The sequence below is a fragment of the Roseinatronobacter ekhonensis genome (assembly GCF_900499075.1).
Lineage (GTDB): Bacteria > Pseudomonadota > Alphaproteobacteria > Rhodobacterales > Rhodobacteraceae > Roseinatronobacter > Roseinatronobacter ekhonensis.
In genome coordinates, this window is sequence record NZ_UIHC01000010.1 from 37,395 (window position 1) to 55,862 (window position 18,468).

Sequence of the window (18,468 nt, forward strand, 5' to 3'; positions counted from 1 at the left end):
AGCGGCGTCCTGTCATCCCCTTAGAACAGCCCTTCGATCAGTCCTTCCTCGTTGAAGCGGATGTTTTCTGCCGCCGGTTTGCGCGGCAGGCCGGGCATGGTCATGATCTCTCCGCAGATGGCCACGATAAAGCCCGCCCCGGCGGACAGACGCACCTCGCGCACCGGCACCGAATGGCCCGTGGGCGCGCCGCGCCGTGTCGGATCGGTGGTGAAGGAATACTGCGTCTTGGCCATGCAGATGGGTAGGTTGCCATAGCCCGCAGCTTCCCATTCCTTCAGTTGCGCACGGATCTTGTCGTCGGCGAGCACATCGTCCGCACGGTAAATGCGCCGCGCGATGGTCTGCATCTTCTCGAACAGCGGCATCTCATCCGGGTAGAGCGGGGCGAATTGCGACTGCTCGGCATCAGCCAGTTCCGCCACGCGGGTGGCCAGTTCCGTGACGCCCTTGGAGCCTTCGGCCCAGTGGCGGCACAGGATGGCCTCTGCACCCTGTTCGGCGACATAGGCTTTCACCGCCGCGACCTCGGCCTCGGTATCGCTGTGGAAATGGTTGATGGCGACGACCACAGGCACGCCAAAACCTTTCACATTCTCGATATGCCGCCCCAGATTTGGGCAGCCTTTCTGCACTGCACTTACATTTTCCGAACCAAGATCCGCTTTAGCCACGCCCCCGTTCATCTTCATCGCGCGTACTGTCGCGACAATGACCGCGACAGACGGCGAAAGCCCTGCCTTGCGGCATTTGATGTCGAAAAACTTCTCTGCGCCCAGATCCGCGCCAAAGCCCGCTTCGGTCACGACGTAATCCGCCAGCCCCAGCGCGGTTTGCGTGGCGACGACAGAATTGCAGCCATGCGCGATATTGGCGAAGGGTCCGCCATGCACGAAGGCAGGGTTGTTCTCCAGCGTTTGCACAAGGTTGGGCTGCATCGCGTCTTTCAACAGCACGGTCATCGCGCCCTCGGCCCCGATGTCGCGGCAGGTGATCGCTTTCTTCTCGCGGGTATAGGCCACGACAATGTCGCCCAGACGGTTTTGCAGGTCGTCCAGATCGGCGGCAAGGCACAGGATCGCCATAACCTCGGAGGCCACGGTAATGTCAAAGCCGGTCTGGCGCGGAAAGCCGTTGGACACGCCGCCCAAGCTGACGACCGTGTCGCGCAGCGCGCGGTCATTCATGTCCATCACGCGGCGCCAGACGATGCGGCGCTCGTCGATCTCCAGCGCGTTACCCCAATAGATATGGTTGTCGATCATCGCCGATAGCAGGTTATGCGCCGATGTGATCGCGTGGAAATCGCCCGTGAAATGCAGGTTCATGTCTTCCATCGGGACCACTTGCGCCATGCCGCCGCCCGCGGCCCCGCCCTTCATCCCGAAATTCGGGCCAAGCGAGGCTTCGCGGATGCAGATCGCCGCGCGTTTGCCGATCGCGTTCAGCCCGTCGCCCAAACCCACCGTGGTTGTGGTCTTGCCCTCGCCGGCAGGGGTGGGGTTGATCGCGGTCACAAGGATCAGCTTGCCGCGTTTGCGGGCACGGGCATCAGCGACGAAATCCTGGCTGACCTTGGCCTTGTCATGCCCGAAGGGCAGCAGGTGTTCGGTCGGAATATCCAGTTTCGCACCAATCTCCTGAATCGGCCTTTTCTGTGCCTCGCGGGCGATTTCGATATCTGTCTTGAAGCCCATGTGCCCCTCCCTGCGGTATGGTGTCGCGTTCCCCATCGCTATATCCGGCGCGCAGGGGGCGAACAGGGGCGATTGCGACAGTTTTGCCGTCAGTTCCGCCGCGCCGCGTTTTCGGTATGCGGTCGGCCACAAAAAAACGCGAGGGTGTTTGCACACCCCCGCGTTTCGGTCTTGTCACGGTATCAGCCCTTTTTCAGGCAACGCTGTCCCAGAACTTCGGCAATCTGCACCGCGTTCAGCGCGGCACCCTTGCGCAGGTTGTCGCTGACACACCAGATGTTCAGCCCGTTCTCGATCGTGCTGTCCGGCCGGATGCGGCTGATATAGGTGGCATATTCGCCCACGCTGTCGACGGGGGTGATATAGCCGCCATCCTCGCGCTTATCGACGACCAGAATGCCCGGCGCCTCGCGCAGGATGTCGCGGGCCTCGTCCTCGTCCAGAAAATCCTCGAACTCGATATTGATCGCTTCGGAGTGGCCCACAAACACCGGCACGCGCACGCAGGTCGCGGTCAGCCTGATCTTGGGGTCCATGATTTTCTTGGTTTCCGCGACCATTTTCCACTCTTCCTTGGTGGAGCCGTCATCCATGAACACGTCGATATGCGGGATCACGTTGAATGCGATCTGCTTGGGGTAGACGCTGGGCGCTACTTCCTGACCGGGCACGAACATGCCCTTGGTCTGGTTCCACAGCTCGTCCATCGCCTCTTTCCCGCTGCCCGACACGGACTGGTAGGTGCTGACCACCACACGCTTGATGCGCGCACGGTCATGCAGCGGCTTCAGCGCGACGACCATCTGCGCGGTCGAGCAGTTGGGATTCGCGATGATGTTCTTCTTGGTGTAACCATCGACTGCTTCGGCATTCACTTCCGGCACCACCAGCGGCACATCGGGGTCGTAGCGATAGAGCGACGAGTTGTCGATCACCACGCAGCCCGCTTTGGCGGCGATGGGCGCGAATTTCTTGGTCGCATCAGACCCGATTGCGAATAGCGCCATGTCCCAGCCGGTGAAATCGAACTGCTCCAGATCCTGGCATTTCAGGGTTCTCTCGCCAAAGCTGACCTCTGTGCCCTGGCTACGACGGGATGCCAGAACGGCGATCTCCTCAACCGGGAACTCGCGCTCTGCGAGGATGTTCAGCATTTCGTGGCCCACATTGCCCGTGGCACCAACGACGACGATCTTGTAGCCCATGTCTGTCTCCTATGACTTGGTCGCGCGGCACATAGCGCATTCGCGCGCCAAGGTATAGGGGGCGGCTTGGGGTTATGGACGGGGCAGGCGGGTTGCGGTATCAGCCCTGCGACGCCCTGTTTCGAAAGGTTGCCCCATGTCCGGCCACGGCCCCGCGATCCCGATGACTGCCCGTAAATCCGGCCCTTTGCAGGGGGTGGCAGAGGTGCCGGGCGATAAATCCATTTCGCACCGCGCGCTCATTCTTGGGGCGCTGTCGGTGGGGGAAACCCGCATCACCGGCCTGTTGGAAGGGCAGGACGTGCTGGATACTGCCGCTGCCATGCGGGCGTTTGGCGCAGAGGTCACGCAACACGGGCCCGGCGAATGGTCGGTCCATGGCGTGGGCGTGGGCGGCTTTGCCGAACCTGACCGCGTCATTGACTGCGGCAATTCCGGCACCGGCGTTCGGTTGATCATGGGGGCGATGGCCACAACCGATCTGACTGCGACATTTACAGGCGATGCCAGCCTTGTGAAACGCCCGATGGGCCGCGTGACCGACCCGCTGGCGCTGTTCGGTGCGCAGGCGGTCGGGCGCGAGGGCGGGCGGTTGCCGATGACAGTCGTTGGCGCGGCGGACCCTGTGCCCGTGCGATACCGTGTGCCCATGCCCTCGGCGCAGGTGAAATCGGCGGTGTTGCTGGCCGGGTTGAACGCACCGGGGCAGACAGTTGTGATCGAGGGCGAACCCACCCGCGACCATACCGAACGGATGCTGCGCGGCTTTGGCGCGGAACTGACGGTCGAGGATACGGAAGAGGGGCGCGTCATCACCCTGACAGGCCAGCCCGAACTGACCGGGCAGGACGTGGCCGTGCCGCGCGATCCCAGCTCTGCCGCCTTTCCGGTATGCGCCGCGCTGATGGTGCAAGAATCGAACATTTTGGTGCCCGGTGTCAGCCAAAATCCCACGCGGAATGGCATTTTTCTGACATTGCAGGACATGGGCGCCGATCTGGTCATGGAAAACCTGCGTGAGGAAGGGGGCGAGCCTGTCGCCGATCTGCGCGTGCGCTTTGGCCCGCTGAAGGGCATTGACGTGCCGCCCGAACGCGCTGCCAGCATGATCGACGAATACCCGATCCTTGCCGCATTGGCCGCAACTGCCGAAGGGGTGACGGTCATGACCGGCATCAAGGAATTGCGCGTCAAGGAATCCGACCGTATCGACGCCATGGCGCGGGGTCTTGAAGCCTGCGGTGTGCGGGTGGAGGAAACCGAGGACAGCCTGACCGTGCACGGCATGGCAGCGGTTCCGGGCGGCGCGACGGTGGCCAGCCATCTGGACCACCGCATCGCCATGGCGTTCCTGTGTCTGGGGATGGTCAGTGCCAAGCCGATCACGGTCGATGACGCGAGCCCCGTCGCCACGTCCTTTCCGGTGTTCGAGCCGTTGATGACCGGCCTTGGCGCACAGATCACGCGCGCGAATTCGTAACGCGCGCCGTTAGCGCACGCCCATCAAAAAACCCGGCCCGCTTTTTGCGTGCCGGGTGTCGTTATTCTGGATCGTGCAGTCAGCCGATTGCGGCCTGCTTCACCGTGTCGTCGATATAGGGCACGTATTGCGCGAAATTCTCGGCAAACATCTCGACCAGCTTCTGGGCCTGTGCGTCATAAGCCTCTGAGCTTTCCCAAGTGCGGCGCGGGTCCAGCAACACATCGGCCACGCCCGGCACCGAAATGGGCACCAAGAAGCCGAAATTCGGATCGCGGCGGAACTCTGCGTCTTTCAATGATCCGTCCAGTGCCGCGGTTAGCAGCGCACGGGTAGCGCGGATCGGCATACGAGAGCCGGTGCCATAGGCGCCGCCAGTCCAGCCGGTATTGACCAGCCAGCATTCCGCACCGAATTCGGCGATCTTGTCTTGCAGCAGCTTGCCATAAACTTCGGGACGGCGCGGCATGAACGGCGCGCCAAAGCAGGTAGAGAAGGTCGGCTGCGGTTCGGTCACGCCCTGCTCTGTGCCCGCCACTTTCGATGTGAAGCCCGACAGGAAATGATACATAGCCTGCGCCGGGGTCAGCCGCGCGATCGGGGGCAGCACGCCGAATGCATCGCAGGTCAGCATGATGACGTTTTTCGGCACGCCACCCAGCGAGGTTTCCGACGCGTTCGAAATCGCATCCAGCGGGTAGGCGACGCGGGTGTTCGCGGTCAGGCTGTCATCCTCGAAATCCAGCTCCAGCGTGTCGGGGTCATGGACCATGTTTTCCACGACAGACCCGAAGCGGTGGGTCGTGGCATAAATTTCCGGCTCTGCTTCGGCATTCAGGTTGATGGTCTTGGCGTAGCAGCCACCTTCGAAGTTGAAGATGCCGGTATCGGACCAGCCATGCTCGTCATCGCCAATCAGAATGCGCGAGGGGTCGGCCGAGAGCGTGGTCTTGCCCGTGCCCGACAGGCCGAAAAACACCGCCGCGTCATCCGGGTTGTCGATGGCGTGGTTGGCCGAGCAATGCATTGGCATGATGCCTTTTTCGGGCAGCAGGTTGTTCAGCAGGGTGAACACCGATTTCTTGTTCTCGCCCGCATAGGCGGTGTTCGCGATCAGGATCAGCTTGCGCTCGAAATCCAGCGCGATTACGGTGTCCGACCGGCAGCCGTGGCGCGCGGGGTCAGCCTTGAAGCTGGGGCAGTTGATGATGGTAAATTCGGGGGCGAATGTCGCCAGTTCTTCGGCCCCTGGCCGACGCAGCAGGTGGCGGATGAAAAGGCCATGCCACGCCAGTTCGGTCACGACGCGCACATCCAGACGGTGCGCAGGGTCGGCGCCGCCATACAGGTCCTGCACGAACAGGTCGCGGCCTTTGACATGCGCCAGCATGTCTTCATACAGACGCTCGAACGCGTCGGGCGCCATGGGCGCATTGTTGTCCCACCAGATACTGTCTTCGACGCTGGCACGCCGCACGACGAATTTGTCCTTGGGCGAACGTCCCGTATGTGCGCCGGTCGTGGCAAGAAACGCGCCCCCAAGCCCCAGTTGCCCTTCGCCACGCGCGATGGCCTCGTTCATCAGCGCCGGTTCAAGCAGGTTGTAATAGGCCCGTGCCGCGCCGGTGATACCTTGATCTTCCAAGCGTTGGGTCGGGTTAACACGGGGGTTTGACATGAGGGCCTGCTCCATCTGGCGTGCGACATAGTGCTTACTGGCGCGCAATGCGTCGGTTTCAGTGGGTCGCAAGTGCCGCGACTGTCCACGTATTGGCTTTAACACCACGAATACGGCAAATCATAGGCGAGATTGTTGCCGTTAGCGCAACCAACACCAAGTTAGCGCAATATCAAGGATTGGGGCGCATCATTCTGTTGCAGTTCGGCACGACCTGCTGGGCGAATCATGCTGTATCTGGCTGCAAGCACTATTTTTGTTGCACAAAAAAGGAATTTGGGCATAGTTGTGGCAAAAATAAGGCGAACTCGCCAGACCAGAGCAGTATAAAAGGACAGGCAAATGTCGAAAATCGCATTGGTCGATGATGACCGTAATATTTTGACCTCAGTGTCAATCTGCCTCGAATCCGAAGGGTTTGAGGTTGAAACCTATAATGACGGTCAGGCGGCACTGGATGCCTTCAACCGCAAGCTGCCCGACATGGCGGTGCTGGACATGAAAATGCCGCGCATGGACGGGATGGAGCTGTTGCAGCGCCTGCGCCAAAAAACCCAGATGCCGGTCATTTTCCTGACCTCGAAAGATGACGAGATTGACGAGGTTCTGGGCCTGCGCATGGGCGCGGACGACTATGTCAAAAAACCGTTTTCGCAACGCCTGCTTGTCGAGCGCATCCGTGCTTTGTTGCGCCGCAAACAGGCCAATGAAGGCGTGATCGAAGCCGGCGAGGAAGCCAAGATCCTTGTCCGTGGCAATCTGGAAATGGACCCGCTGCGCCATCAAGTGAAATGGAAGGGAGAGGATGTCACCCTTACGGTCACCGAATTCCTGCTGCTGCAGGCGCTCGCTGCCCGTCCCGGCGTGGTCAAGTCGCGGGACCAGTTGATGGACGTGGCTTATGACGATCAAGTCTATGTCGATGACCGCACCATCGACAGCCACATCAAGCGTCTGCGCAAAAAGATGCGGTCGGTCGATACAGAGTTTTCGTCGATCGAAACGCTATACGGTATCGGTTACAAGTATAACGAAGCGTGACGCAGCGAATGCGGCGCGCGTCATCGGGCAGGTGACATCGTGAAAATGGAAGTTGTAACAGCAGCGAATGATGTTGTTCTGGGCGACGACTGGGTCGGCCCCGGCGACGCCGTTGAATCCGAAGTGCGCGCAACCCGCGCGCGGCGCGGGGTTTTCAGCATTTCAAGTTCGCCGCTGGCGCGCAAGATCACGTTGTTCAACCTGCTGGCCCTGATCATTCTTGTCGCGGGCATTTTGTTCACCAACCCGTTCCGGGACTCGCTTCTGCGCCAGCAGGAAGAGATGTTGGGCACCAGTGTTCGGATTGTCGCTGACATTGTCGGCGCTGCAGGCGGTGTTGAACAGGCGGCGAGCGTTGTGGCGGATCGGCTTGCGCTGGACGCGCGGTTCGAATTGCTTTTCTTCAATGCCGACGGTCGGCTTCAGGCGCGCACCCGCGGCACGGAACCCGCCCCGCCATCTGATGTGCCCGACCGGTCAACCGCGATCAGTGATACGCTTGGTGCGATCTGGAACGGCATGTCCTTCCTGACGCGTGCGTCCAGCATAGAGCAGGAACCGGCAACGCTCGACGAACTGCTCGAAGACCTTGTTGCGCGCAATCTGTCTGGTGTGGAAGCTGCCCACACCCACCGCGCAGACGATGTGATGTGGATCACGGCGAGTGCGCCTGTGACGATTGGCGGGCAGGTGCAGGGGGCAGTGGTAATGTGGCGCGATGCCGCCGACACCGCGCGCCTGATGCGCTACGACCGCGAACAGGTTTTGCAATTTTTCCTCATCGCGCTTGTCGTTTCTATCGGCCTCAGCTTCGTACTGGCCTCGACCATCGCCAACCCGCTTGCCGATCTTGCGGTTGCGGCCGAGCTTGGGAAAAGCCGCGACTCGCGCAAGTCCCGCCCTGGGCGTGTCCGCATTCCTGACCTTAGCGGTCGCCCGGACGAGATCGGTGATTTGTCGCGCGCCATGCGTGGCATGGTCAGCGCCCTGTATGACAGGGTGGAGGCGAATGAACAATTCGCCGCGGATGTTGCGCATGAGATCAAGAATCCGCTGGCGAGCCTGCGTTCTGCAGTGGGCAGCTTGCGCATGGCCAAACGCGAGGATCAGGTTCAACGCCTGCTGGATGTGGTCGAACACGATGTGCGGCGTCTGGACCGGCTCGTGTCGGACACGTCCAACGCGTCGCGGCTGGATGCCGAACTGGTCAAGGAAGAGGAAGAGGAGTTCGACCTCACCCTTTTGCTGGATAATCTATGCGAGCATCTGTCGTCCGAAGCGGACGAAAAGGGCGTGGAATTCGTAAAGCTCTTGCCAGATGAGCCGGTTATATTGACCGGGCTGGAATCGCGACTGGCGCAGGTTTTCGTGAACCTTATCACCAATGCCATTTCGTTTTGCGAAGATGGCGACGCGGTGCGCGTCTGGGCGCGCAAACGCGCCGACCGCGTGCTGATTGTGGTGGAAGATACCGGGCCGGGCATCCCCGACAACGCTTTGAAACGGGTTTTCAAACGGTTTTATTCGGAACGCCCAGTGCAGCAATTCGGAAACCACTCGGGCCTTGGTCTGGCGATCTCGAAGCAGATTGTCGAAGCGCATCAGGGCGTGATCTGGGCCGAGAATATTCGCCTGCCCGACGCCGATCCGGACAGCCCACCATTGGGTGCGCGGTTTGTCGTGGGTCTGCCGCTTTAACCGTGGCGCAGATGGCGGTCCATGCCAGCACGGTTGCCTTCGAACAAGAAGGTGCTGCCTATGCAGTGGTTCTCGCGGGCGCGTCTGGGCGCGGGAAATCCACCCTTGCGCTGGAGCTGATGGCAACGGGAGCGCGGCTTGTCAGTGACGACCAGACCTTGATGCATGTCGAAAATGGCACACTGGTCGCGACCGCCCCTGAAGCGATCAAAGGGCTGATAGAATGGCGTGGCATCGGTTTAGTGGCCGCCGAGTGTCTGGCGCGCGCGCATGTCGCCGTCTGGGTAGATCTGGATCAGGAGGCCAGTGTCAGACTGCCCGAACCAAGCTGGAAAACCGTGTTGGGTATACGGCTGCCCTGTCTTCACATCCCCGCCACCGCCTCTGCCGCAGCGGGATTGCGGCAATATATGGTGGCGCAGGCATGGCAGACCCACGGAGCATTCGCGAGATGACGGGACAAAGCAGCGAAATGGCCGCGACAGCACGGTTGGTGTTGGTCACGGGCCCATCCGGGTCGGGCCGCAGCACCGCGCTCAAGGCATTGGAAGACCTGGGTTTCGAGGCTATCGACAACATGCCTTCGTCATTGGTGCCGCGGCTGGTGCGTGCAACGCTGGAGCGCCCGCTGGCACTGGGCCTCGATATCCGCAACCGCGATTTTTCGGTTGATGCGCTTCTGAGCCTGGTCGAGATGCTTGCGGCGCTGCCCGATGCCAGCTTCGATCTGTTGTATCTCGATTGCTCGGAAGATGCGCTTGTCAGGCGGTTTTCGGAGACTCGCCGCCGCCATCCGATGCGCCCCGATTTACCGCCGGCCGAGGGCGTGGCGCTTGAAACCCGCTTGTTGGCCGCTGTGCGCAGCCGCGCCGATATGCTGATCGACACAAGCGCGCTAAGCCCGCATGATTTGCGCGCCGAGATGGTTCAGCGATTTGCGCCCGAGGGGCGCGCGACCATGGGGGTGCAAGTCGAGTCCTTTTCCTACAAGCGCGGCATTCCGCGCGGCGCGGATATGGTGTTCGACTGCCGGTTTCTGAACAACCCGCATTGGCAGCCGGAGCTGCGGCGCTTTGATGGGCGCGATCCAAAAGTGGCTGAATTCATCATGCAAGACACCCGTTTCGAGCCCTATTTCACCAAGCTGCACGCCCTGGTTGAAAGCATACTGCCGGAATTCGCGGCGCAGGATAAGCCGTTGGTTCTGGTGGCGTTGGGGTGCACCGGCGGGCAACACAGATCGGTCGCCATGGCTGAAAAACTGGCGAATAGGCTTGCACGGGGGCCATGGCGCGTGTCTAAACGGCACAGAGAACTTGAACGCAAGGCTGGGATGGACCACCCGGCGAATGGATAGGGTAGGGGCGTGATCGGGGTCGTGATCGTCGCACATGGTGGATTGGCGCGGGAATATCTGGCCGCGATCGAGCATGTGATCGGCAAACAATCCGGCATGGTGGCGATTTCGATCGAGTATGACCATGACCGCACTGCCAAACAGGCCGAGATCACCGCCGCTGCCGAGCGCGTTGATAGCGGTTCGGGTGTGGTTGTGGTCACGGATATGTTCGGCGGGTCGCCGTCCAACCTGTCGCTTCCAGCCTGCGCCACCGCGAACCGCCGCATTCTGTATGGGGCGAACCTGCCGATGCTGATAAAGCTGGCGAAATCGCGCGATCTGACGTTGTCAGAAGCCACGGCAGCGGCGTTGGAATCGGGCCGGAAATACATAAACTCTATCGAACTGGGCAGTCGATAAGGTCGGGAATATACGCCGCATGATTGAACAAGAACTTGAAATCGTGAACGAAAAGGGGCTGCATGCGCGGGCTTCGGCCAAGTTTGTGGAAGTGGCCGAGCGCTTTGACGCAGAGATAGAGGTCATGAAGGACGGAATGAGCGTGCCCGGCGATTCCATAATGGGCTTGTTGATGTTGGCCGCGTCGCGCGGCACGTCCATCGTGGTGCGTGTATCAGGACCGCAGGAAACTGACGCGGCAGACGCGCTGCGCGCGCTGGTCGCAGATAAGTTCGGCGAGGGCATGTAGCCTAGTCGTTTTCGCCAAGCATCGGCGCCGGGCGCGGCGCGGGCGCGCCTGCAAACTGGAATGGCGAACGAACGCCTTTCAGGGCGCCCATCCCAAGTTCCAACCCGCGCGCTTGCACTTGCGGGTCGTCGAACACCTCTGCCATGTCGTTGATCGGGCCGGCAGGCACGCCCTGAGCCTCGCAGGCGGTCAGTAAGGCGGATTTGGTCCAAGCGGCGGTTTCGGCACAAATTATGTCCGACAGCGCATCGCGCCGGGCCACGCGCTCGGCATTGGTTGCAAATTCTGGCGCTTCGGCCAGATCGGCGCGGTTCAGAAGCGCACAAAGCCGCTTGTATTGCCCGTCATTGCCGGTGGCGATTATGATATGGCCATCGGCGCAGGGGACCACCTGATAGGGGGCCAGATTCGGGTGAAAATTGCCCAAACGGCCCGGCGCTGTGCCGGTGGCCAGATAGTTCATGGCCTGATTTGCCATCACGGACACAGCACAATCCATCAGCGCCATGTCGATATGCTGCCCGCGCCCGGTCTGCGTGCGGGCGTGCACTGCTGCCAGAATTGCCGTGCTGGCATAGATGCCGGTGATAATGTCGGTCACGGCCACACCGACCTTGTAGGGCGGGCCATCATCGGGGCCGGTGACGGACATCAGGCCCGACATGCCCTGAATAATGTAATCATAACCCGCGCGGTGGGCGTATGGCCCGGTTTGTCCGAACCCCGTGATGGAGCAATAGATCAGACCCGGATTGAGCGCCGATAGGCTGGCATAATCCAGCCCGTATTTGGCCAGACCGCCGACCTTGAAATTCTCGATCACGATATCGGCTTCCGCGACCAGCGCGCGCACCTTGGCGCGGCCGTCTTCGGTGCGGAAATCTGCGGTCACAGAGGCTTTGCCGCGGTTCGTCGCGTGAAAATACGCAGCATCACGCGTGCCATCCGCGCGGTCGACAAAAGGTGGCCCCCAGCGGCGGGTGTCGTCCCCTTCGGGTGCTTCAACCTTTATGACCTCTGCACCCAGATCGGCCAGCGTCTGCCCCGCCCATGGACCGGCGAGGATGCGCGCAAGTTCGATCACGCGCAGCCCGTGCAGTGGCCCCGGCATACGCTTATTCGCCCAGCTTTTCGGTCAGCACATTGGCAAATTCATCATAGGACATGTTGTGATATTGCTGCCCGTTAATCACGAAGGTGGGGGTGGCGCGAATATTGTCGGCCTCGGCATTGGCCTGATAAAACTCGGTCAGTTCCAGTGCTTTATCGGCATCTTCCAGACACGTGTTCAGTTCCGCGTCATTCATACCCGCCTGACGGCCAAGACGGCGTAGATTGTTGGCAACCTGCGCGGGATCATTCGCGCCTGCCCACTCGCGCTGTTGTTCATACAGCAGCTCTGCGATGCCGTGATACCGCTCGCCGCCACCGCAGCGGGCGACCATGCCTGCCCAGAGCCCGTAGCGGTCGAAATACACTTCGCGCTTGATATACTGAATGCGCCCGGTGTCGATGAAATCGGCTTTCAACTGTTCATACGGGCCTTGGTTGAAATTGGCACAATGCGGGCAGGTGAAGGACGAATACTCCACCACGGTGACTGGCGCGTCGGGGTTGCCGATCGGGAAATCCAGCTCATGCGCCTGCACCGGGCTTGCGGTTTGCGCGTTGGTGCTGTCAGCGGCGGCAGGGGTGGTTTGGCTGGAATACCACCAGCCGCCTGCGCCAAGGGCAGCGGCCACGGCAATCGCGGGCAGGACGAATTTGTTCATTAGGTCTTTCCTTGTGTTCGCTCGTGTTTGCTTAGGACATTCGTGGCCAGACGTTCAAGCGCCGCGCGCAAGCCGTCGTCGGCCACGTCGCCGGTGACGTCGCGGGCCTTGGTCACGACCTGCGGGTCGGGGGCTTTGGGTGACGCTTTGGGCGCGTGGGTAAAGCTTGCTTGCCCCTCTGCAAAGCCTGTTGGCGCGGTTTGGGTGATCGTGATGCGTGAAATCGCGTTGTAGCCGTAGCAGGCATTCACCTTCTCGCGCAGGCGGGGAAGCTGCATTTGCACCATGGGCGCGGCTGGACCCGTGGTCAGCAGCGTCAGTGTCGCGCCAAACCCGCCCTTGGTATACCCGATCTTGACGGGCCGCGCGCAGGCGGCAATCTCTGCCCCCGCGATTTCGGCCCAATGCGTCAGCAGGCGCGACACGGCAAAGCCGCGCGCTTCGCCCACCTTGCGGATTTGCGGCCCCAACAAGCTGGACGCGGCCTGAAACCCGCGCATGCGGCGGTCGGATTTTTTTGGCGGGGCGGGTGGCATTGCGTTTGTCTCCTGTCAGGCGCAGTTTATCCTTATGAACGCGCGTGGCCAGAGGGGGCGCGCCGCTTTTTTGGGGATGGCCTGTCAAACATGCGTGACGCAGAGCACAGCACCACCATGGCCGCGGATTTGCTGCATTGGTATGATCGCCATGCCCGAGCGCTGCCATGGCGCGTGCCGCCGGACGGGGGCAGGGCCGACCCTTACCGCGTCTGGCTGTCCGAGGTGATGCTGCAACAGACCACCGTCGCCGCTGTCAAAGACTATTTCCACCGCTTCACCGCACGCTGGCCAACCGTTCAGGATCTGGCTGCGGCAGAGGATGGCGATGTCATGGCCGAATGGGCGGGGCTTGGGTATTACGCCCGCGCCCGAAACCTGCTGAAATGCGCGCGGGCCGTTGCCGCGCGCGGTGCCTTTCCCGACACGCGCGCGGGGTTACAAGAGCTGCCGGGGATTGGCCCCTACACCTCTGCCGCGATTGCCGCGATTGCGTTCGATCGCACAGAGACCGTGGTTGATGGCAATGTCGAGCGCGTCATGGCGCGTATGTTCGACGAGCATACGCCCTTGCCCGCCGCAAAGCCCGTGCTGACGGATTACGCCGCGCGGCTGACGCCTGACCAGCGCCCCGGCGATTATGCGCAGGCGGTGATGGATCTGGGCGCGACCATCTGCACCCCGCGCAATCCCGCCTGTGGTATCTGCCCATGGCGCGGGCCTTGCGCCGCGCGGGCCAATGGCACGGCGGCGGATCTGCCGCGCAAGACGCCGAAAGCGGCAAAACCTGTGCGCTTCGGCATCGCCTATATAGGCCGGCGCGCAGATGGCGCGTGGCTGTTGGAGCGTCGTCCGCCCGAGGGATTGCTGGGCGGAACCTTGGGCTGGCCGGGGACTGACTGGGCCACGACCGACCCCGTGGATGCTCCGCCCATCCCGGCCGATTGGCGTGCGCTGGACGCAGAGGTGCGCCACACCTTCACGCATTTTCACCTGCGTCTGTCGCTGCGCGTGGCACGGCTGCCGATGGATACGCCGGGCCAGTTCCTGCCCGACGCACAGTTCCGCCCCGCCGATCTGCCGACGCTGATGCGCAAGGCCCACGCCTTGGCCGCGCCAGAGCTTGGCGCGTGATGTCGCAGGCGCGGGGGGCTGTCAGCGTGCTAGGATTGCGCTATTTTCGTCAGGTAAGCCAAAAGGTTCTCGCGTGACACCAGACCAATTCCGTCGCTTTTCCGCCGCCATGCCCTTCTGGGCGAGCATGGGTTTCGTGCCCTTGGTCGTGCTGGGCGCAGCCTATGGCGGATGGTGGCTGATCCTGATGCCACTTTACGGCTGGGGCGTGTTCACAGCGATGGATTTCATCACCGGGCTGAATACGGACAACCCCGATACCGAGACCCCGCTGAAAGACCTGTTCTGGTATCGCGCGATCACGCTGGTCTGGTTTCCGGTGCAATTCTCGGTCATCTTCGGCACGCTGTGGTGGATTGCCGCCACCGACCATCTGCACTGGTTCGAAGACCTGTCGCTGATGTTCGGCGTTGGCGTCATGTCCGGGGTGATCGGCATCGTCTACAGCCACGAATTGATGCACCAAAAGACCAAGCTGGAACGCTGGCTGGGCGATCTGCTGCTTGCATCCGTGCTTTATAGTCATTTCCGGTCGGAACATTTGCAGGTCCATCACCGCTACGTGGCCACCCCGCGCGACCCTGTGACCGCGCGTATGGGCGAGGGGTTCCAAGCCTATTTCTGGCGGGTGCTGCGCGATTGCCCCGGTTCGGCCCTGCGCGCCGAAGCGGCGATGCTCAACCGCAAGGGGCTATCGGCATGGCACCGTTCGAACCCGTTCTGGCGCTATGGCGCGTTGCAGGGCGGAATGCTGTTGCTGGCGGCGCTGATTGGCGGCTGGTGGGGGCTTGTGCTGTTCGCATGGCAGGCCTTGATCGCGATCTGGCAGTTGGAGTTGACCAACTACATAGAGCATTATGGCCTGACCCGCCGCTATCTGGGAGAGGGCAAGTACGAACCCGTCCGCCCGCATCACAGCTGGAACGCGGCGCACAAGGCGTCGAACTGGCTGATGATCAACCTGCAACGCCATTCCGACCATCATTTCAAACCCGACCGGCGGTTTCCGTTGCTCCAGACCTATTCGCACGACGAGGCCCCGCAACTGCCTTATGGCTACCCCGCGTTGACCACGTTGGCGATGGTCCCGCCCCTGTGGCGGCGCTTCATGAACCCCAAGGTGCGCGCGTGGCGTCGGCAGTTTTACCCCGACATCGAGGATTGGGCGCCCTACGACCGCCATGCGACACCTTGGCCCAAAGGCGCGGCTTGAGAGGGCGGGGCAGGGTACTAACTAACGTGTATGACAGAGATACTGTATAACGGACGCTGCCCTATCTGCTCAGCAGAGATCGCACATTATCGCGCGCGGGCGGCTGCATCTGGTGCCGATCTGTCGTTTACCGACCTGAACACCGCGCCGCTGGATGATTGGGGCATCAGCGCCGATCAGGCCACGCGCCGTCTGCATGCGCGCCACAAGGGGCAAATCCTGTCGGGCTTTCAGGCGTTCCTGCTCATCTGGCAAGCACTTCCGCGCTGGCGGTGGCTCGCGAAGCTGGTGGCACTGCCGGGGCTACGCCATGCGGTCGGGCTGGTTTATGACAAGCTGGCCGCGCCGTTGCTCTACCGGCTGCATCTGCGGCGAGAGGCTAAGAGGGCGTAATTTTGCGCGGAACAAGGGCGTAGCCCGCCGCGCAACCGGCTGGCCGTTCCGCGGCCTGCCGATTTGGCCACCAAACCTCTCCGTGCACCCGTTTCTCGGATTTGGCTCGCATAAAGTTCTATCACTCAGGCGTCAGATCGGCAGTCCCCGGCCAGCCGATTGTGCCCGGATCGTAGACCGCTCCTCAAAACGGCACATCCCCTGCCGCCGCATCTGCATCTTGCACGAAGGCCGCCATGACATGGCGCGGCGACGATTTCTCGAACTCCACGAACAACTTATCGCCATCGACCGAGGCCACGCGCCCATAGCCGAATTTCTGGTGAAAGACGCGAGCGCCTTCCTCGAAATCCGGGACCACTGTGCCATGGACCAGCTTGGGTTGGCTGCGTTCGGCGCTTTGCAATCGTCGCCAGCCGGGGGAGTTATACACATCCGCCTTGGATGCGCGCTCTTCGACCGCGCTGCCAAACCCGGTGCTGCCAACACCCGCACCGATCCCGCCATATATCCCCGGCGGCGTCAGCACATCGACATGGTCACCTGGCAATTCATCGACAAAGCGCGAGGGTAATTGCGACTGCCATTGCCCATACACCCGCCGGTTCGCGGCGAAACTGATGGTGCACAGCTGCTCTGCGCGGGTGATGCCGACATAGGCAAGACGGCGTTCTTCCTCCAAGCCCTTCTGGCCGGATTCGTCCATGGAGCGTTGCGACGGAAACAGCCCTTCTTCCCAGCCCGGCAGGAAGACGGCAGGAAACTCCAGCCCCTTGGCCGCGTGCAGCGTCATGATGCTGACCTTGTCCTCGGCCCCGTCGCTTTCATTGTCCATGACCAACGACACGTGTTCGAGGAAGCCTTGCAGGTTTTCGAACCCGTCCAGCGCCTTTATCAGTTCCTTCAGGTTGTCCAGCCGCCCCGGCGCTTCTGGGGTTTTGTCGTTCAGCCACATCTCTGTATAGCCGGATTCCTCCAGGATTTGCTCTGCCAGTTCGATATGGTTGCCAGAGGGTGCGTCGTCCGTGACCGTCTCGATCAGCGCATCGTCGTCGGGCACAGCCCCAAGGCCCAGAACAGCGCGGTGCCACCGTTCAACACCTTCCAGAAACGCGCGCAGCTGCCCCGCGCCGCGGCCCTTTATTTCGTCGGCCTCTATCGCCCGCGCGGCGCCTTGCGCCAGTGACACTTCGGCGTTGCGGGCGTAGCGCCGGATGGTTTGTTGCGCTTTGTCGCCCAAGCCGCGCTTGGGGGTGTTGACCACCCGCTCGAACGCCAGATCGTCGGCGGGGCTGACGGCCAGCCGGAAATAGGCCATCGCGTCACGAATTTCCATCCGCTCATAAAAGCGCGGCCCGCCAATGACGCGGTAGGGCAGGCCGATGGTCAGGAAGCGGTCCTCGAACGCGCGCATCTGGTGGCTGGCGCGCACAAGGATCGCCATCTGTTCCAAGTTGAACGGCGCCAGCCCGCGCGTGCCGCGTTGCAGATCCTCGATCTGCTCGCCCACCCAGCGGGCCTCTTCCTCGCCGTCCCAATGGCCGATCAGGCGCAGTTTCTCGCCCGATTGCGCTTCGGTCCAAAGCGTCTTGCCCAGACGGTCCTGATTGCCGGAAATCACTTGGCCTGCCGCCGCCAGAATATGCGGGGTGGAGCGGTAATTCTGTTCCAGCCGCACCACTTTGGCACCGGGAAAATCCCGTTCAAACCGCAGGATATTGCCCACCTCGGCCCCGCGCCAGCCGTAGATGGACTGGTCGTCATCGCCCACGCAGCAGATGTTCTTGTGCCCGGCCGCCAATAGCCGCAGCCACAGGTATTGGGCGACGTTGGTGTCCTGATACTCGTCCACCAGAATGTATTTGAAGCGCTTTTGATAACTTTCGAGCACATCCGGGTGTGCCTGAAAGATGGTCACGCAATGCAGCAGCAGATCGCCGAAATCGCAGGCGTTCAGGGTTTTCAACCGCGCTTGATAGGCCGCGTAGAACTCGGTTCCGCGATTGTCGAAGGCGCTAGCCTCTGACGAGGGCACTTGTTCCGGCGTCCATGCGCGGTTTTTCCACTGGTCGATAATATTGGCCAGCAGGCGCGGGGGCCAGCGTTTCTCATCTATATTCGCGGCGGACAGGATTTGTTTTATTAGCCGTAGCTGGTCGTCCATATCCAGAATCGTGAAGCTGGATTTCAGGCCGACCAACTCGGCATGACGGCGCAGCAGTTTGGCGCTGATGGAATGGAAGGTGCCCATCCACGCCATCCCCTCGACCGCGTCGCCAAGGTAGCCGCCAACGCGCAATTTCATCTCGCGCGCGGCCTTGTTGGTGAAGGTCACAGCTAGGATTTGCGATGGAAAGGCGCGGCCCGTGTTCAGCAGATGCGCGATGCGCGCGGTCAGCGCCTTGGTCTTGCCGGTGCCCGCGCCCGCCAGCATGAGGACCGGACCGTCGAGCGTTTCCACCGCTTCGCGCTGCGCCGGGTTCAGCCCGTCCAGATAGGGGGCAGGGCGCGCGGCCATGGCGCGGGCAGATAAAGGCAGGTCGGTGTTGAAATCGGACATAGGGAAAACTCTA

At 61.7% G+C, this 18,468-nt stretch carries 17 protein-coding genes; 10 read left to right on the forward strand and 7 right to left on the reverse strand.

Annotated elements, in window-relative coordinates; translation table 11 throughout:
• Positions 1–20 precede the first annotated feature (20 nt).
• Entirely contained in the window at positions 21–1,697 is a 1,677-nt protein-coding gene (locus ROE7235_RS06880) for a formate--tetrahydrofolate ligase (protein ID WP_121094087.1), read from the reverse strand.
• Between the two features lie 182 nt (positions 1,698–1,879).
• Entirely contained in the window at positions 1,880–2,902 is a 1,023-nt protein-coding gene (locus ROE7235_RS06885; RefSeq protein ID WP_121093976.1) for an aspartate-semialdehyde dehydrogenase, read from the reverse strand.
• A gap of 136 nt (positions 2,903–3,038) precedes the next feature.
• Here ROE7235_RS06885 and aroA point away from each other — a divergent pair, with 136 nt between their 5' ends.
• Positions 3,039–4,382, forward strand: coding sequence for a 3-phosphoshikimate 1-carboxyvinyltransferase (aroA, locus tag ROE7235_RS06890; protein ID WP_121093978.1), 1,344 nt, complete (start codon positions 3,039–3,041; stop codon positions 4,380–4,382).
• A gap of 79 nt (positions 4,383–4,461) precedes the next feature.
• Here aroA and ROE7235_RS06895 read toward each other — a convergent pair whose 3' ends face one another.
• Positions 4,462–6,060 (reverse strand): phosphoenolpyruvate carboxykinase, encoded by a 1,599-nt coding sequence (locus ROE7235_RS06895; RefSeq protein ID WP_121094089.1) that lies wholly within the window; start codon positions 6,058–6,060, stop codon positions 4,462–4,464.
• A 342-nt stretch (positions 6,061–6,402) separates the two neighbouring features.
• Between ROE7235_RS06895 and ROE7235_RS06900 the strand changes: the two genes are divergently transcribed.
• From ROE7235_RS06900 to ROE7235_RS06925, 6 genes are read left to right on the forward strand one after another with little or no spacing between them, the layout of a single operon-like run.
• On the forward strand, positions 6,403–7,101 hold the full coding sequence (locus tag ROE7235_RS06900) for a response regulator transcription factor (RefSeq protein ID WP_121093980.1): 699 nt from the start codon (positions 6,403–6,405) through the stop codon (positions 7,099–7,101).
• 45 nt (positions 7,102–7,146) lie between these two features.
• On the forward strand, positions 7,147–8,799 hold the full coding sequence (locus ROE7235_RS06905; protein ID WP_121093982.1) for a sensor histidine kinase: 1,653 nt from the start codon (positions 7,147–7,149) through the stop codon (positions 8,797–8,799).
• Positions 8,800–8,810: 11 nt separating this feature from the next.
• Positions 8,811–9,254 (forward strand): HPr kinase/phosphorylase, encoded by a 444-nt coding sequence (locus tag ROE7235_RS06910; protein ID WP_147434179.1) that lies wholly within the window; start codon positions 8,811–8,813, stop codon positions 9,252–9,254.
• Between the two features lie 17 nt (positions 9,255–9,271).
• Positions 9,272–10,156: an RNase adapter RapZ gene (gene rapZ, locus ROE7235_RS06915; RefSeq protein ID WP_245963901.1), complete on the forward strand. Its 885-nt coding sequence runs from the start codon at positions 9,272–9,274 to the stop codon at positions 10,154–10,156.
• A 9-nt stretch (positions 10,157–10,165) separates the two neighbouring features.
• On the forward strand, positions 10,166–10,558 hold the full coding sequence (locus ROE7235_RS06920) for a PTS sugar transporter subunit IIA (protein ID WP_121093988.1): 393 nt from the start codon (positions 10,166–10,168) through the stop codon (positions 10,556–10,558).
• Positions 10,559–10,577: 19 nt separating this feature from the next.
• Positions 10,578–10,847: an HPr family phosphocarrier protein gene (locus ROE7235_RS06925; RefSeq protein ID WP_121093990.1), complete on the forward strand. Its 270-nt coding sequence runs from the start codon at positions 10,578–10,580 to the stop codon at positions 10,845–10,847.
• 1 nt (position 10,848) lies between these two features.
• Here the strand turns inward: ROE7235_RS06925 and ROE7235_RS06930 are convergent, their stop codons facing one another.
• Genes ROE7235_RS06930 through ROE7235_RS06940 form a run of 3 tightly spaced genes read right to left on the reverse strand, consistent with a single transcriptional unit; the run spans position 10,849 to position 13,155 of the window.
• Positions 10,849–11,958 carry a CaiB/BaiF CoA transferase family protein gene (locus ROE7235_RS06930; RefSeq protein ID WP_121093992.1) on the reverse strand — a complete coding sequence of 370 codons (1,110 nt, stop codon included), beginning with the start codon at positions 11,956–11,958 and terminating at the stop codon, positions 10,849–10,851.
• A gap of 4 nt (positions 11,959–11,962) precedes the next feature.
• Entirely contained in the window at positions 11,963–12,619 is a 657-nt protein-coding gene (locus ROE7235_RS06935) for a DsbA family protein (protein ID WP_121093994.1), read from the reverse strand.
• On the reverse strand, positions 12,619–13,155 hold the full coding sequence (locus ROE7235_RS06940; RefSeq protein ID WP_121093996.1) for a DUF721 domain-containing protein: 537 nt from the start codon (positions 13,153–13,155) through the stop codon (positions 12,619–12,621). Before ROE7235_RS06940 ends, ROE7235_RS06935 begins: the two co-directional genes overlap by 1 nt.
• A gap of 90 nt (positions 13,156–13,245) precedes the next feature.
• Here ROE7235_RS06940 and ROE7235_RS06945 point away from each other — a divergent pair, with 90 nt between their 5' ends.
• The 3 genes from ROE7235_RS06945 (at position 13,246) to ROE7235_RS06955 (ending at position 15,895) form a co-directional block, all read left to right on the forward strand.
• A complete protein-coding gene (locus tag ROE7235_RS06945; RefSeq protein WP_121093998.1) occupies positions 13,246–14,289 on the forward strand; it encodes an A/G-specific adenine glycosylase in 1,044 nt (347 codons plus the stop codon).
• Between the two features lie 109 nt (positions 14,290–14,398).
• Complete coding sequence (locus ROE7235_RS06950; RefSeq protein WP_121094000.1) at positions 14,399–15,502, forward strand: alkane 1-monooxygenase; 1,104 nt, start codon at positions 14,399–14,401, stop codon at positions 15,500–15,502.
• Positions 15,503–15,532: 30 nt separating this feature from the next.
• The gene (locus ROE7235_RS06955; RefSeq protein WP_121094002.1) at positions 15,533–15,895 is read left to right on the forward strand and encodes a thiol-disulfide oxidoreductase DCC family protein; all 363 of its coding nucleotides are present in this window, start codon (positions 15,533–15,535) and stop codon (positions 15,893–15,895) included.
• 184 nt (positions 15,896–16,079) lie between these two features.
• On the opposite strand, the gene ROE7235_RS06960 is transcribed toward ROE7235_RS06955, so the two are convergent.
• Positions 16,080–18,455, reverse strand: a complete 2,376-nt coding sequence (locus tag ROE7235_RS06960; protein ID WP_121094004.1) for an ATP-dependent helicase — start codon at positions 18,453–18,455, stop codon at positions 16,080–16,082.
• Positions 18,456–18,468: the final 13 nt, after the last annotated feature.

Coding starts and splice junctions, on each gene's coding strand:
- ROE7235_RS06880 (WP_121094087.1), bottom strand. CDS start 1,697: ATGGGCTTCAAGACAGATATCGAAATCGCCCGCGAGGCACAGAAAAGG.
- ROE7235_RS06885 (WP_121093976.1), bottom strand. CDS start 2,902: ATGGGCTACAAGATCGTCGTCGTTGGTGCCACGGGCAATGTGGGCCAC.
- aroA (WP_121093978.1), top strand. CDS start 3,039: ATGTCCGGCCACGGCCCCGCGATCCCGATGACTGCCCGTAAATCCGGC.
- ROE7235_RS06895 (WP_121094089.1), bottom strand. CDS start 6,060: ATGTCAAACCCCCGTGTTAACCCGACCCAACGCTTGGAAGATCAAGGT.
- ROE7235_RS06900 (WP_121093980.1), top strand. CDS start 6,403: ATGTCGAAAATCGCATTGGTCGATGATGACCGTAATATTTTGACCTCA.
- ROE7235_RS06905 (WP_121093982.1), top strand. CDS start 7,147: ATGGAAGTTGTAACAGCAGCGAATGATGTTGTTCTGGGCGACGACTGG.
- ROE7235_RS06910 (WP_147434179.1), top strand. CDS start 8,811: ATGGCGGTCCATGCCAGCACGGTTGCCTTCGAACAAGAAGGTGCTGCC.
- rapZ (WP_245963901.1), top strand. CDS start 9,272: ATGGCCGCGACAGCACGGTTGGTGTTGGTCACGGGCCCATCCGGGTCG.
- ROE7235_RS06925 (WP_121093990.1), top strand. CDS start 10,578: ATGATTGAACAAGAACTTGAAATCGTGAACGAAAAGGGGCTGCATGCG.
- ROE7235_RS06930 (WP_121093992.1), bottom strand. CDS start 11,958: ATGCCGGGGCCACTGCACGGGCTGCGCGTGATCGAACTTGCGCGCATC.
- ROE7235_RS06935 (WP_121093994.1), bottom strand. CDS start 12,619: ATGAACAAATTCGTCCTGCCCGCGATTGCCGTGGCCGCTGCCCTTGGC.
- ROE7235_RS06940 (WP_121093996.1), bottom strand. CDS start 13,155: ATGCCACCCGCCCCGCCAAAAAAATCCGACCGCCGCATGCGCGGGTTT.
- ROE7235_RS06945 (WP_121093998.1), top strand. CDS start 13,246: ATGCGTGACGCAGAGCACAGCACCACCATGGCCGCGGATTTGCTGCAT.
- ROE7235_RS06950 (WP_121094000.1), top strand. CDS start 14,399: ATGCCCTTCTGGGCGAGCATGGGTTTCGTGCCCTTGGTCGTGCTGGGC.
- ROE7235_RS06955 (WP_121094002.1), top strand. CDS start 15,533: ATGACAGAGATACTGTATAACGGACGCTGCCCTATCTGCTCAGCAGAG.
- ROE7235_RS06960 (WP_121094004.1), bottom strand. CDS start 18,455: ATGTCCGATTTCAACACCGACCTGCCTTTATCTGCCCGCGCCATGGCC.